The organism is Streptomyces sp. NPDC058457 (genome assembly GCF_042720695.1).
Classification (GTDB): Bacteria; Actinomycetota; Actinomycetes; order Streptomycetales; family Streptomycetaceae; genus Streptomyces.
The window spans coordinates 124,199-137,699 of the sequence record NZ_JBHXLU010000015.1 but is presented as its reverse complement, the minus strand read 5'-3'; the positions used below and the strand labels follow the sequence as shown (position 1 = coordinate 137,699).

Genomic DNA, 13,501 nt, shown 5'->3' with positions numbered 1-13,501 from the left:
GTCACCGGGTCGACTTCGCACGCCCCGACACCAGGCCATCAAAAGCAGGTGTCAGCGCTTCTCGGTCCTTCGCGGCACAGCGCACCCGGGCGTCAGGCGCGGGAGCCGTCCGGCCCCCGCGGCACAACCGAGAAATTCAAGGAGATACGGCCATGGCCGTCGTCACGATGCGGGAGCTGCTGGAAAGCGGCGTCCACTTCGGTCACCAGACCCGTCGCTGGAACCCGAAGATGAAGCGCTTCATCTTCACCGAGCGCAACGGCATCTACATCATCGACCTGCTCCAGTCGCTGTCGTACATCGACCGCGCCTACGAGTTCGTCAAGGAGACCGTCGCCCACGGCGGCACGGTCATGTTCGTCGGCACGAAGAAGCAGGCGCAGGAGGCCATCGCCGAGCAGGCCACCCGCGTCGGCATGCCCTTCGTCAACCAGCGCTGGCTGGGCGGCATGCTCACCAACTTCTCGACCGTCTACAAGCGTCTGCAGCGCCTCAAGGAGCTCGAGCAGATCGACTTCGAGGACGTCGCCGCGTCGGGTCTGACCAAGAAGGAGCTTCTCGTGCTCTCGCGCGAGAAGGCCAAGCTGGAGAAGACCCTCGGTGGTATCCGCGAGATGTCCAAGGTGCCCAGCGCCGTCTGGATCGTGGACACCAAGAAGGAGCACATCGCGGTCGGTGAGGCCCGGAAGCTCAACATCCCGGTCGTCGCGATCCTCGACACCAACTGCGACCCCGACGAGGTCGACTACAAGATCCCGGGCAACGACGACGCGATCCGCTCCGTCACCCTGCTCACCCGCGTGATCGCCGACGCGGTCGCCGAGGGCCTCATCTCCCGCTCCCGTGTCGCCACCGGCGACAAGGGCGAGAAGGCCGCCGGCGAGCCGCTCGCCGAGTGGGAGCGCGACCTGCTCGAGGGCGAGAAGAAGGCGGACGACGCCGAGGTCCAGACCTCCGCCGAGACCGAGAAGGTCGCCGACGCCGAGCAGGCCGAGGCTCCGGCTGCCGCTGAGGCCGCTGTCGAGGCTCCGGCCGCCGCCGAGGCCGCCGAGGCCGTTGTCGAGGCTCCGGCTGCTGCCGAGGCCGTTGTCGAGGCTCCGGCCGCGGACGCCGAGCAGGCCTGACCCCTCTGCTGAAGCGTTGACGGTGGGGGCGGCGGCAGGAACTCCGCCCCCACCGTTCATCCGTAGGTCAGCCAACGGTCCGCGATCCACCCCTGCAGGTGGAATCCGCACATGGAATCCATGGAATTCATGTGGATCGCAGACGCGCAGATCTTCGATCTTCCAGACTTCGAGAAAGACTTACAGACTCATGGCGAACTACACCGCCGCTGACGTCAAGAAGCTCCGCGAGCTCACCGGCGCCGGCATGATGGACTGCAAGAAGGCCCTGGACGAGGCCGAGGGCGATGTCGACAAGGCTGTCGAGGCGCTCCGCATCAAGGGCCAGAAGGGCGTCGCCAAGCGCGAGGGCCGCTCCGCCGAGAACGGCGCCGTGGTCTCGATCATCGCCGACGACAACTCCTCCGGCGTCCTCGTCGAGCTGAAGTGCGAGACGGACTTCGTCGCCAAGGGTGACAGGTTCCAGGCCGTCGCCAACACCATCGCCGAGCACGTCGCCAAGACCGCTCCGGCCGACCTGGAGGCGCTGCTCGCCTCCGAGATCGAGCCCGGCAAGACCGTCCAGGCGTTCGTGGACGAGGCCAACGCCAACCTCGGCGAGAAGATCGTCCTGGACCGCTTCGCGCAGTACGCCGACGGCTACGTCACCGCCTACATGCACCGCACGATGCCCGACCTGCCGCCGCAGATCGGTGTCCTCGTCGAGCTGGACAAGCCGAACGCCGAGGTCGCCAAGGGCATCGCCCAGCACATCGCCGCCTTCGCGCCGAAGTACCTGGCCAAGGAGGACGTGCCGGCCGACGTCGTCGAGTCCGAGCGCCACATCGCCGAGGAGACCACCCGCGCCGAGGGCAAGCCCGAGGCCGCGATCGCCAAGATCGTCGAGGGTCGTCTGAACGGCTTCTTCAAGGACGCCACGCTGCTCGGCCAGCCCTACGCGCTCGACAACAAGAAGTCGGTCCAGAAGGTTCTGGACGAGGCCGGTGTCACCCTGAAGCGCTTCGCGCGCATCAAGGTCGGCATCTGAGTCCGTACCGCGATCGACGCGCGACCCACGGGGAAATCCCGATAGGGTCGGTCGACAGCAGTCGTCCGTACACACCGCCACACCCAGGGACGTGACGGACGGCGGCAGATCTGACGAGGAGGCCATTGCCGCGCATGGGCAGCGAAAAGCGACCCCACCGGCAATGGCCTTCTTCGTATGCGTATGTGCAACACGTGAAAGAGGCGGGATCTCCATGACCACCAAGGCCCAGAAGAGCGACGACGGCAAAGTACGCGGCCGGTTTCTGCTGAAGCTGTCCGGAGAGGCCTTCTCCGGTGGCGGGGGCCTGGGCGTGGACCCCGACGTGGTGCACAAGATCGCCCGCGAGATCGCGGCCGTCGTCCGCGACGGAGCGCAGGTCGCCGTCGTCATCGGCGGCGGCAACTTCTTCCGCGGCGCCGAACTCCAGCAGCGCGGCATGGACCGGGCCCGCTCCGACTACATGGGCATGCTCGGCACCGTCATGAACTGCCTCGCCCTCCAGGACTTCCTGGAGAAGGAGGGCATCGACAGCCGGGTGCAGACCGCGATCACCATGGGACAGGTCGCCGAGCCGTACATCCCGCTGCGCGCCGTGCGCCACCTGGAGAAGGGCCGCGTGGTCATCTTCGGCGCCGGTATGGGCATGCCGTACTTCTCCACCGACACCACCGCCGCCCAGCGCGCCCTGGAGATCGACGCCGAGGCGCTGCTCATGGGCAAGAACGGCGTGGACGGGGTCTACGACTCCGACCCCAAGACCAACCCCGACGCCGTCAAGTTCGACTCGCTCGGCTACGGCGAGGTCATCACCCGCGAGCTCAAGGTCGCCGACGCCACCGCGATCACGCTCTGCCGCGACAACAAGCTGCCGATCCTGGTGTTCGAGCTGGTGACGGAGGGCAATATCGCGCGCGCCGTCAAGGGTGAGAAGATCGGCACGCTGGTGGGTGACCAGGGCAGCCGGGCCTGACCGGCAACACCTGACGCACCCTGACCGGGGGATGGACAATGTCCTGCCGGTCGGGAACCGTCAGGGAAAGAAGACGCGACGCAGCCGGCCGCCGCCCCGCAACGGAACCGCAGCCGGGCCTTACTCAAGACACGCAGGAGCAAGTGGTGATCGAAGAGACCCTCCTCGAAGCCGAGGAGAAGATGGAGAAGGCCGTCGTGGTCGCCAAGGAGGACTTCGCCGCGATCCGCACCGGCCGTGCGCACCCGGCGATGTTCAACAAGATCGTGGCCGACTACTACGGCGCGCCGACGCCGATCAACCAGCTGGCCTCGTTCTCCGTGCCGGAACCGCGCATGGCGGTCGTGACCCCGTTCGACAAGACGGCCCTGCGCAACATCGAGCAGGCCATCCGCGACTCGGACCTGGGCGTCAACCCGAGCAACGACGGCAACATCATCCGGGTGGTGTTCCCGGAGCTCACCGAGGAGCGTCGCCGCGACTACATCAAGGTCGCCAAGGGCAAGGCGGAGGACTCCAAGGTCTCCATCCGTTCCGTGCGCCGCAAGGCCAAGGACGCGATCGACAAGCTGATCAAGGACGGCGAGGTCGGCGAGGACGAGGGCCGTCGCGCCGAGAAGGAGCTCGACGACACCACCGCGAAGTACGTCGCGCAGGTGGACGAGCTCCTCAAGCACAAGGAAGCGGAGCTTCTCGAAGTCTGATGAACGACTCATCCTGGGGAGCCCCGCCGCAGGCGGGCTCACCCGCCGGGCAGGCCGGATCACCGGCCGGGTACTGGGGACCGACCGATCAGGGCACCGGCCAGGGCTACGACCAGGGCAACGGGCCGGACTCCGGCCAGGGGTACGGCTCCGGCGAGGGGTACGGATCCGGCCCTGCCCAGGGGTACGTCCACGCTCCCGGTCAGGGGTACGACCTCGGTCGTACCCACGGCTATGACCAGGGGCATGTCCAGGGAGCCGTCCCGGCGGGTCCCGCGTACGATGCGCAGAACGCGCAGCAGACTCGCCCCATGCCCATCGTGCCCGACGACGTACCCGCGTACGGCTCAGACCAGGACGACGACCGGGGGGCCGCTCGGCTGAGCGGCCCCTTGTTCCGCGACGAGACGTTCCGCAACGAAACACCGTCGGCGCAGCCCCTGCCTCACGCGGCGGCGCCGCAGAACCAGAATCCGGAGCCCATGCCCGACGCCCCACAGCCGGCGCCCGCGCCGCAGAAGAAGAGCGCGGGACGCGACCTGGGTGCGGCCATAGGGGTCGGCGTCGGACTGGGCGTCGTGATCGTGGCATCCCTGTTCGTCGTCAAGGCCGTCTTCGTCGGCGTCGTGGCGGTCGCGGTCGTGGTGGGCCTGTGGGAACTGACCAGCCGGCTCCAGGAACGCAAGGGCATCAAGGCGCCCCTAGTCCCGCTGGCGCTCGGCGGCGCCGCGATGGTCGTGGCCGGCTACGCCCGGGGTGCCGAGGGCGCCTGGGTCGCCCTGGCGCTCACCGGGCTCGCGATCCTGGTCTGGCGGATGACGGAACCGCCGGAGGGCTATCTCAAGGACGTCACGGCGGGTCTCTTCGCGGCGTTCTACGTCCCGTTCCTGGCGACGTTCGTCGCGATGATGCTCACCGCCGACGACGGCCCCTTCCGGGTCATGACCTTCCTGCTCCTCACGGTGGTCAGCGACACCGGCGCCTACGCGGTCGGCTGGCGCTTCGGCAGCCACAAGCTGGCCCCGCGCATCAGCCCCGGCAAGACCCGCGAGGGCCTGGTCGGCGCGGTGCTGTTCGCGATGGTCGCGGGCGCGCTGTGCATGCAGTTCCTGATCGACGACGGTACCTGGTGGCAGGGCCTGCTGCTGGGCCTCGCGGTCGCGGCCAGCGCCACGCTCGGCGACCTCGGCGAGTCCATGATCAAGCGGGACCTGGGCATCAAGGACATGGGCACGCTGCTCCCGGGCCACGGCGGCATCATGGACCGCTTGGACTCGCTGCTGCCGACGGCTCCGGTGGTGTGGCTGTTGATGGTGCTGTTCGTCGGCAGCGGCTGATCTGCTTCGCCGGGAGCGGCTGATCTACAGACACGTCGGCAGTGGCTGACGTACAGCTGTCGTAGGCGAGCCCCCGTCCTTCACAGGGCGGGGGCTCGGCGGCATGTCGGCCCCGGATGACGCAGCAGAAATCGCATGGTCAGGCCGGTCAGAGGGAGACTCCCTGTGAGGACGCGGTGTCCTCCGACGTGCGTGCAGGGAGTGTGCCCATGCCCCTCGACCCGGCCCCGGCCTCCACCCCGTCCCCGACCACGCCTCCTCCGCCGGTGCGGTTCTGGCCCGTCGACGATCTGCCCGCGCTCGACCCGGACCCGTTCCTGGACGAGCTGCTGCGCGACGAGCCCGTCACCCGCATCAGACTCGCGCACGGCGAGGGGGACGCCTGGCTGGTCACCCGGTACGAGGACGTCCGCTTCGTCACCTCCGACCCGCGTTTCTCCCGGGAGTCGGTCGTCGGCCGCGACATCACCAGCATGCGCCCGGCGCCCGTGGCCTCCCAGACGGCCGGCCTCCAGTACATCGACCCGCCCCGGCACAACCGGCTGCGCCGGGTCGTCGCCCGGGCCTTCACCGGGCGGGCCATGCAGCGGCTGCGGCCGATGGCGGAGCGCCGGGCCGGCGAACTCCTCGACACCATGGAGGCCGCGGGCCCACCGGCCGACCTCATGGAGTATCTGCACGGCCCCTTCCCCATCGCCGTGATCCGTGACTTCCTCGGCATCGACGAGAAGGACTGGCACCGCTGGGCGGCCACCGGCGAGGCGCTGCTCTCCGCGGGCCCCGACGCGGAAGCGCGCGCCCGGGAGGCCGCCCGGACCACCCGGGCCCGGATCGCCGAGCTGCTGCAGAGCCGCCGCGAGGAGCCCCGCGACGACCTCGCCGGGGTGCTGGCCCAGGCCACCGCGGACGGCGAGATCACCGGCGACGAGGCGATCTCCCTGGCCACCGCCATCCAGGTCAGCGGAGGGCACGCGGTCCGCAACAACAGCGGCTCGATGATGTACGCGCTGCTCACCCACCCCAAGCACCTGGACCGGCTGCGCCGCGAGCCGGAGCTGCTCCCCAAGGCGGTGGACGAGCTGTTCCGCTACGTCCCGCACCGCAACGGCGTCGGCATCCCGCGCGTCGCCGTCGAGGACGTCGAGGTCGGCGGCCAGCTGATCCGGGCCGGCGAGGTCGTCTACAACGCCTACGTCGCCGCCAACCGCGACCCCGCCGTCTTCGACGACCCGGACGACCTGGACTTCGACCGCGCCAACGGCCCCCACCTGGCCTTCGGCCACGGCCCCCACCACTGCATGGCCGCGATCATGGCCCGCATGGAGGCCGAGACCATGATCGGCTCGGTGCTCTCCCGTTTCCCCGGCATCCGCCTGGCCGTACCCCCCGAGGAGGTCGAGTTCCAGCGCCAGGGCCTGATCCGGGGACCGCGTACGCTGCCCGTGACCTGGTGAGCGAAGGCGGCCGCAGACGGCCGAGGAGGACCCCGCAATGCTGACAACCCAGTATGTTCCCGGCGCTCCGAACTGGCTCGACGTGGGCACCCCCGACACTGACGCGAGCGCCGCCTTCTACTCCGCCGTCTTCGGCTGGGAGCACCGGTCGGCCGGACCGGAGGCGGGCGGCTACGGCTTCTTCGAACAGGACGGCGGAACGGTCGCCGGGATCGGCCCGCTCACCGAGGCGGGCGCGAGCGCGTCCTGGCGGGTGTACTTCCACACCCCGGACGCCGACGCCACCGCCAAGGCCGTGGAACAGGCGGGCGGCAGCGTCCGGATCGCCCCGGCGGACGTCTTCGCCTTCGGGCGGGCGGCCGCCTTCGTCGACCCCACCGGAGCGGACTTCGCGGTCTGGCAGCCGGGCGACACAAAGGGCCTGGACCTCGTCGCGGTCCCCGGCAGCCTGGCCAGGACGGAGCTGTACACCACCGACGCCGGCGCGGCGAAATCGTTCTACGAGTCGGTCTTCTCCTGGCAGACCCGCGATGTGCCGATGGGCCCGGAACTGACCTACACGGTCCTCACCCCGGCGGGCGGCGGCCCGGCGGCGGCCCACGGCGGGCTGATGCAACTGCCCCAGGCCAACCTCGACGCCGGATCGACGCCGAAATGGCACCCGTACTTCGAGGTGACCGACTGCGACGCCACGCTCGCCAGGGCCACCGAGGCCGGAGCCACCGTCCTCATCCCGGTCACCGAGGCCCCGGGCATCGGCCGCTTCGCCATGTTCCTCGACCCCTTCGGCGCCCTCCTCGCCATCATCACCACCGCCGTGCGCTGAGCCCCTGGACCCCTGCCGAATCCACGGTCGCGGGCCACCGCAGTTGATCTGCGACACTGGTTGGGTTATGCCTAAGCCCGGAGAACTCACTTTCGTCGCGCCGCGCGGAGCCAAGAAGCCGCCGCGGCATCTCGCTGATCTCTCGCCCGCCGAGCGCAAGGACGCGGTGGCCGAGGTCGGGGAGAAGCCGTTTCGTGCCAAGCAGCTCTCGCAGCACTACTTCGCGCGGTACGCGCACGACCCCGAGCAGTGGACGGACATCCCGGCCGCCTCGCGGGACAAGCTGCGGGAGGCGCTGTTCCCCGAGCTGATGACCGTCGTACGGCATCTGTCGACCGACGAGGGGACGACCCGCAAGACGCTGTGGAAGCTCTTCGACGGGACGCTCGTCGAGTCGGTGCTGATGCGTTACCCGGACCGGGTGACCATGTGCATCAGCTCACAGGCGGGATGCGGGATGAACTGCCCGTTCTGCGCGACCGGGCAGGCGGGGCTGGACCGCAATCTGTCCACCGCGGAGATCGTGCACCAGATCGTCGACGGGATGCGGGCGCTCCGGGACGGTGAGGTGCCCGGCGGGCCCGCGCGGCTGTCCAACATCGTCTTCATGGGGATGGGGGAGCCGCTCGCCAACTACAAGCGGGTGGTCGGAGCCATCCGCGCGCTGACCGACCCCGCCCCGGACGGGCTCGGGCTCTCGCAGCGCGGGATCACCGTCTCGACCGTCGGACTCGTCCCGGCCATCCACCGGTTCGCCGACGAGGGCTTCAAGTGCCGGCTCGCGATCTCGCTGCACGCCCCCGACGACGAACTGCGCGACACCCTCGTCCCCGTGAACACGCGGTGGAAGGTGCGCGAGGTCCTCGACGCCGGGTTCGAGTACGTCGAGAAGAGCGGGCGGCGGTTGTCGATCGAGTACGCGCTCATCCGCGACATCAACGACCAGGCCTGGCGCGGGGACCGGCTGGGCCGGCTGCTCAAGGGCAAGCCCGTGCACGTCAACCTCATCCCGCTGAACCCGACGCCGGGTTCGAAGTGGACCGCGTCGCGGCCCGAGGACGAGAAGGCGTTCGTCGAGGCGATCGAGGCGCATGGTGTGCCCGTCACCGTCCGGGACACCCGGGGTCAGGAGATCGACGGCGCCTGTGGTCAGCTCGCGGCGACCGAGAGGTAACCGCCGTAGGCACCGAGCGGTAGGATCTGGCCAACACATCTTCATAATCCGACAGGGGAGCGCCACAGCGCTGAGAGTGCGGCAACCGGGCCGCAGACCCTCTGAACCTCGCCCAGGTCATTCTGGGTAGGAAGTTCGGTCATCACTCAAGCTGTTGCGCCCTGCCCGCACACCGCGGGCAGGGCCGCGTCTCTTCCTGGTCAACTCCAGGAGGAAGAACACCAGTGCACACCATGCACACCAGAACCTTCGTGGCCGCGGCGGTCGGGCTCGGGCTCGTGACGCTGTCCGCGTGCTCGTCCTCGTCCTCGGGAAGCGGGGCCGAGTCAAAGACCATCACCCTCGTCAGCCACGACTCGTGGGCCGTCTCCAAGAACGTGCTCCAGGACTTCGAGAAGCAGTCCGGCTACCAGGTCAAGGTCCTCAAGGACGGTGACGCCGGGCAGGCCGTCAACAAGGCGATCCTGACCAAGGACAACCCGCAGGGCGACGTCTTCTTCGGCGTCGACAACACCCTGCTCTCCAGGGCCCTCGACAACGGTCTCTTCCAGCCGTACGAGGCGAAGGGGCTCGACACGGTCGGTACGGCGTACCAGCTCGACGCGGCCAGGCACCGGGTCACGCCCATCGACTACGGCGACATCTGCGTCAACTACGACAAGGCGTACTTCAGCAAGCACAAGCTGACCCCGCCGACGTCGTACGCCGACCTCGTCAAGCCCCGGTACAAGAACCTCCTCGTCACCGAGAACGCGTCCACGTCCTCGCCGGGGCTCGGGTTCCTGCTCGGCTCGGCCGCGCAGTACGGGGACAGCGGCTGGCAGGGCTACTGGAAGCAGCTCAAGGCCAACGGCGTGAAGGTCGTCGACGGCTGGGAGCAGGCCTACAACGAGGAGTTCTCCGGCTCGGCCGGCGGGAAGAAGGCCGGCGGCGACCGGCCGCTCGTGGTGTCGTACGCCTCCTCGCCGCCCGCCGAGGTGATCTACGGCGACCCGAAGCCCAGCACCGCGCCCACCGGTGTCGCGACCGGCACCTGCTTCCGGCAGATCGAGTTCGCCGGGCTGCTGAGCAACGCCGGGAACAGCAAGGGCGGCAAGGCGCTCATCGACTTCCTGGTCTCCAGGGAGTTCCAGGAGGACATGCCGCTGAACATGTTCGTGTACCCGGTGGTGAAGGGGGCGAGCGTGCCTGCCGAGTTCACGAAGTACGGGCCCGCCGCCCAGGATCCCGAGACCATGGCGCCCGACAGGATCGCCGCCAGCCGTGACCAGTGGGTCAAGACGTGGACGTCACTCGTACTGAAGTAACCGGAGCAGCCGGCAGGCGCGGGAGCGCGGCGCGGCTCGGGCTGATGGCCGTGCCCGTCGCGTTCTTCGCCGTCTTCTTCGCCTGGCCGGTCGCGGCGATCGTCACGCGCGGCCTGAAGGCCGACGGGGTCTGGCGGTTCGGGCGGATCGCCGACGTCCTCGGCCAGTCCGACATCCGGCACGTGCTCTGGTTCACCACCTGGCAGGCGCTCGCCTCCACCGCGCTGACCCTGCTGGCCGCGCTGCCCGCCGCCCATGTCTTCGCGCGCCTCGACTTCCCCGGCAAGCAGGTGCTGCGGGCCGTGGTGACGGTTCCCTTCGTGCTGCCGACGGTCGTGGTGGGGACCGCCTTCCTCGCGCTCGTCGGTCGGGGCGGGCTGCTGGACGAGTTGTGGGGCGTACGGCTCGACACCACCGTCTGGGCCATCCTGCTGGCGCACGTCTTCTTCAACTACGCGGTCGTCGTACGGACCGTGGGCGGGCTGTGGGCCCAGCTGGACCCGCGGCAGGAGGAGGCCGCCCGGATGCTCGGGGCCTCCCCGCTGGGCGCCTGGCGGAAGGTCACGCTGCCCGCGCTCGTGCCCGCCGTGGCCGCCGCCGCGCTGATGGTGTTCCTGTTCACCTTCACCTCCTTCGGTGTGGTGCAGATCCTCGGCGGGCCGACGTTCTCCACCCTCGAAGTGGAGATCTACCGGCAGACCTCCGAGATCTTCGACCTCTCCACGGCCGCCGTCCTCACGATCGTCCAGTTCGTCGCGGTCGGCGCGATCCTCGCCGTGCACGCGTGGACGGTACGGCGGCGGGAGAGCGCGCTGCGGCTGGTGGACCCGTCGGTGACGGCACGCCGGCCGCGCGGGGCCGGGCAGTGGGCGCTGCTCGCCGGAGTCCTCGCCACCATCGCCGTCCTGCTCGTGCTGCCGCTGGCCGTGCTGGTACGGCGGTCGCTGGACGGGGGGTTCGGGTACTACCGGGCGCTGGGCGACGCCGACGGCGGGACCTTCCTGGTCGCGCCGATCGAGTCGGTGGTCAATTCCCTGGAGTACGCGGTCGCGGCCACCGCCATCGCGGTGGTGATCGGCGGACTCGCCGCCGCCGTACTGGCCCGGCGGGACGCGGGGCGGCTGGTCCGGGGCTTCGACGCGCTGCTGATGCTGCCGCTCGGGGTGTCCGCGGTGACCGTCGGCTTCGGGTTCCTGATCGCGCTCGACAGACCGCCGCTGGATCTGCGCCAGTCCTGGATCCTCGTCCCGCTCGCCCAGGCGCTGGTCGGTGTCCCGTTCGTCGTACGGACCATGCTGCCCGTGCTGCGGGCCGTGGACGAGCGGCTGCGGGAGGCGGCGGCCGTGCTCGGGGCCGCGCCGTGGCGGGTGTGGCGGGAGGTCGATCTGCCGATGGTGCGGCGGGCGCTGCTGATCGCGGCGGGGTTCGCGTTCGCGGTGTCGCTCGGGGAGTTCGGCGCGACGGTGTTCATCGCGCGGCCGGACAACCCGACCCTGCCGGTCGCCGTGGCCCGGCTGCTGTCCCGCCCCGGTGATCTCAACTACGGCCAGGCGATGGCCCTTTCCACGATTCTGATGGTGGTGTGCGCGGTGGCGCTGCTGGTGCTCGAACGGCTGCGGACCGACCGGACGGGGGAGTTCTGATGCTGCTGGCTCTCGACGCGGCCACCGTGCGGTTCGGCGGGCGGGCCGTGCTGGACGCCGTCGATCTCGAGGTCGCCGAGCACGAGGTGGTCTGTGTGCTCGGGCCGAGCGGAAGCGGCAAGTCGACGCTGCTGCGGGTGGTCGCGGGGCTGCAACCCCCGGCTTCCGGGCGGGTGCTGCTCGACGGACACGACCAGACGCGGGTGCCGGCGCATCGGCGGGGGGTCGGGCTGATGTTCCAGGACCACCAGCTGTTCCCGCAGCGGGACGTGGGCGGGAACGTGGCCTTCGGGCTCCGGATGCGCGGTGCGGGGAAAGCACAACAGGCCGAGCGGGTCGGCGAGTTGCTGGAGCTGGTGGGGCTTCCGGGGGCGGCCCGGCGGGCTGTCGCCGGGCTCTCCGGCGGGGAGCAGCAGCGGGTGGCGCTCGCGCGGGCGCTGGCGCCCCGGCCCCGGCTGCTGATGCTCGACGAACCCCTCGGGCAGCTCGACCGCTCGCTGCGGGAGCGGCTCGTGGTCGAACTCCGGGAGCTGTTCGGGCGGTTGGGCACCACCGTGCTCGCCGTGACGCACGACCAGGGCGAGGCGTTCGCACTGGCCGACCGGGTGGTGGTGATGCGGGACGGGCGGATCGCCCAGTCCGGCACGCCCCTCGACGTCTGGCAGCGGCCCGCGGACGAGTTCGTGGCCCGCTTCCTCGGCTTCGACAACGTGGTCCCGGCGACCGTCGAGGGAACGGTCGCGGTGACGCCGTGGGGGAAGGTGCCGGTGCCCGAGGGCTCCGGGCAGGGGACGCGGACCCTGCTCGTACGGCCGGCCGGCGTACGGCTGGTCGCCGCCGACGCGGGGCTGCCCTGCACGGTGGCCGCCCGTACCTTCCAGGGCACCCATGTCACCGTCCACCTCCAGCCCCAGGACGGCGGCGGCCCCCGCCTGGCGGCGGCCTGCGCGCTGCGGGAGGCACCGGAGGCCGGGGACGCGGTGGGCGTCGAGTTCGACGCGGCGGAGACCGTCGTACTGGACTGACCGCGTGCGCGGGTACGGCCGAGGCCCGTCCCCCGGGGATACGGGGACGGGCCTCGACGGTGTACGAGCGTGAGGTGCGTCAGTTACCGCTGTGCGCGCCACGACGGCGCATGCCGAACCAGACCGCGCCACCGCCGACCGCCACGAGCGCGGCCGCGACACCGGCGATCAGGCCGGTGTTGGAGTTGGCACCGGTCTCGGCGAGGTTCGACTCACCGACGGCCGGGGACGGGGCGTTGTCCGACGTGGACGCCGGGGCGGTGCTGCTGCTGTCCGTGGCCGACGGGGTCGGGGAGTCCGACTCGGCCGGGGTGGACTCGGACTCCGACGGCGACGGGGTGGCCGACTCCGAGGGGGAGGGGCTGGTGCTCTCCGCTGCCTTGCAGGCGGTGGAGGGAGTGGTCAGGTTGTCCTTGATGTCCGCATCGACCTTGCCGTTGTCGGTCGTGACGCGGATACGGTACACGGCGTTCGGCGCCCAGTCCTCGGAGAAGCTGACCGTCGCACCTTCCTTGGTGCCCTTGATGGGCTTCGCGTCGCCGACCTGCTTGGCGTCGGCGCCGTTGGTCTCGAGGAAGACACTGATGGTCGCCGGAGTACCTGTGGCGTCCTGGTCGGTGACGGTGATGACACCGTTGGAGCCGTCGCAGGTGGCTTCGGCGGAGAACTCGGAGATGTTGCACGCGAGGGCGGTGCTGGACACGCCCAGGACCAGCGCGGCCGACGCGGAGGCAACACCCAGGATGCGCACGGAACTACGTGCACTGCGGCGGGATATGGACACGTTTGTCCTTACTGAGTGCATAACTGCGGGGGGTAGTGGGGGGAGTTGACGCAACGGTGAGGTGAGGCATCAGCATCCCCGGGAGGCTCACAGGTCTATAAGCGCTCCATAAGTAGTGTCAAT

Annotated in this window: 12 protein-coding genes and 1 riboswitch; of the genes, 11 read left to right on the top strand and 1 reads right to left on the bottom strand. The window is 70.1% G+C overall.

Annotated features, from left to right (window positions below; all coding sequences use genetic code 11):
* The first annotated feature begins 152 nt into the window (after nt 1-152).
* From rpsB to ACFWPS_RS15330, 11 genes are all read left to right on the top strand, one after another.
* Entirely contained in the window at nt 153-1,124 is a 972-nt protein-coding gene (gene rpsB, locus ACFWPS_RS15380; RefSeq protein WP_383705083.1) for a 30S ribosomal protein S2, read from the top strand.
* A gap of 190 nt (nt 1,125-1,314) precedes the next feature.
* Entirely contained in the window at nt 1,315-2,151 is an 837-nt protein-coding gene (gene tsf, locus ACFWPS_RS15375; protein WP_383705081.1) for a translation elongation factor Ts, read from the top strand.
* A gap of 214 nt (nt 2,152-2,365) precedes the next feature.
* The gene (gene pyrH, locus ACFWPS_RS15370) at nt 2,366-3,124 is read left to right on the top strand and encodes a UMP kinase (protein WP_383705079.1); all 759 of its coding nucleotides are present in this window, start codon (nt 2,366-2,368) and stop codon (nt 3,122-3,124) included.
* A gap of 146 nt (nt 3,125-3,270) precedes the next feature.
* Nucleotides 3,271-3,828 (top strand): ribosome recycling factor, encoded by a 558-nt coding sequence (gene frr, locus ACFWPS_RS15365; protein ID WP_089098486.1) that lies wholly within the window; start codon nt 3,271-3,273, stop codon nt 3,826-3,828.
* Nucleotides 3,828-5,165, top strand: a complete 1,338-nt coding sequence (locus ACFWPS_RS15360; RefSeq protein WP_383705077.1) for a phosphatidate cytidylyltransferase — start codon at nt 3,828-3,830, stop codon at nt 5,163-5,165. Before frr ends, ACFWPS_RS15360 begins: the two co-directional genes overlap by 1 nt.
* 209 nt (nt 5,166-5,374) lie before the next feature.
* Entirely contained in the window at nt 5,375-6,619 is a 1,245-nt protein-coding gene (locus ACFWPS_RS15355; protein ID WP_383705075.1) for a cytochrome P450, read from the top strand.
* Nucleotides 6,620-6,656: 37 nt separating this feature from the next.
* Nucleotides 6,657-7,445 carry a VOC family protein gene (locus tag ACFWPS_RS15350; RefSeq protein ID WP_383705073.1) on the top strand — a complete coding sequence of 263 codons (789 nt, stop codon included), beginning with the start codon at nt 6,657-6,659 and terminating at the stop codon, nt 7,443-7,445.
* 67 nt (nt 7,446-7,512) lie between these two features.
* Entirely contained in the window at nt 7,513-8,619 is a 1,107-nt protein-coding gene (gene rlmN, locus ACFWPS_RS15345) for a 23S rRNA (adenine(2503)-C(2))-methyltransferase RlmN (RefSeq protein WP_383705071.1), read from the top strand.
* A gap of 43 nt (nt 8,620-8,662) precedes the next feature.
* Nucleotides 8,663-8,770, top strand: a riboswitch (TPP riboswitch).
* A gap of 82 nt (nt 8,771-8,852) precedes the next feature.
* Nucleotides 8,853-9,926, top strand: coding sequence for a thiamine ABC transporter substrate binding subunit (locus tag ACFWPS_RS15340; protein WP_383705069.1), 1,074 nt, complete (start codon nt 8,853-8,855; stop codon nt 9,924-9,926).
* Nucleotides 9,927-9,970: 44 nt separating this feature from the next.
* Nucleotides 9,971-11,569 (top strand): ABC transporter permease, encoded by a 1,599-nt coding sequence (locus tag ACFWPS_RS15335; protein WP_383705067.1) that lies wholly within the window; start codon nt 9,971-9,973, stop codon nt 11,567-11,569.
* Complete coding sequence (locus ACFWPS_RS15330; RefSeq protein WP_383705065.1) at nt 11,569-12,594, top strand: ABC transporter ATP-binding protein; 1,026 nt, start codon at nt 11,569-11,571, stop codon at nt 12,592-12,594. Before ACFWPS_RS15335 ends, ACFWPS_RS15330 begins: the two co-directional genes overlap by 1 nt.
* Before the next feature lie 79 nt (nt 12,595-12,673).
* Here ACFWPS_RS15330 and ACFWPS_RS15325 read toward each other — a convergent pair whose 3' ends face one another.
* Entirely contained in the window at nt 12,674-13,378 is a 705-nt protein-coding gene (locus tag ACFWPS_RS15325; RefSeq protein WP_383705063.1) for an LAETG motif-containing sortase-dependent surface protein, read from the bottom strand.
* Between the last annotated feature and the right edge of the window lie 123 nt (nt 13,379-13,501).

Bases quoted from the DNA above. Each gene is read 5' to 3' on its own strand.
- rlmN (WP_383705071.1), top strand. From the start codon at position 7,513: ATGCCTAAGCCCGGAGAACTCACTTTCGTCGCGCCGCGCGGAGCCAAG.
- ACFWPS_RS15330 (WP_383705065.1), top strand. From the start codon at position 11,569: ATGCTGCTGGCTCTCGACGCGGCCACCGTGCGGTTCGGCGGGCGGGCC.
- ACFWPS_RS15335 (WP_383705067.1), top strand. From the start codon at position 9,971: ATGGCCGTGCCCGTCGCGTTCTTCGCCGTCTTCTTCGCCTGGCCGGTC.
- ACFWPS_RS15350 (WP_383705073.1), top strand. From the start codon at position 6,657: ATGCTGACAACCCAGTATGTTCCCGGCGCTCCGAACTGGCTCGACGTG.
- tsf (WP_383705081.1), top strand. From the start codon at position 1,315: ATGGCGAACTACACCGCCGCTGACGTCAAGAAGCTCCGCGAGCTCACC.
- ACFWPS_RS15355 (WP_383705075.1), top strand. From the start codon at position 5,375: ATGCCCCTCGACCCGGCCCCGGCCTCCACCCCGTCCCCGACCACGCCT.
- ACFWPS_RS15360 (WP_383705077.1), top strand. From the start codon at position 3,828: ATGAACGACTCATCCTGGGGAGCCCCGCCGCAGGCGGGCTCACCCGCC.
- pyrH (WP_383705079.1), top strand. From the start codon at position 2,366: ATGACCACCAAGGCCCAGAAGAGCGACGACGGCAAAGTACGCGGCCGG.
- rpsB (WP_383705083.1), top strand. From the start codon at position 153: ATGGCCGTCGTCACGATGCGGGAGCTGCTGGAAAGCGGCGTCCACTTC.
- ACFWPS_RS15340 (WP_383705069.1), top strand. From the start codon at position 8,853: ATGCACACCAGAACCTTCGTGGCCGCGGCGGTCGGGCTCGGGCTCGTG.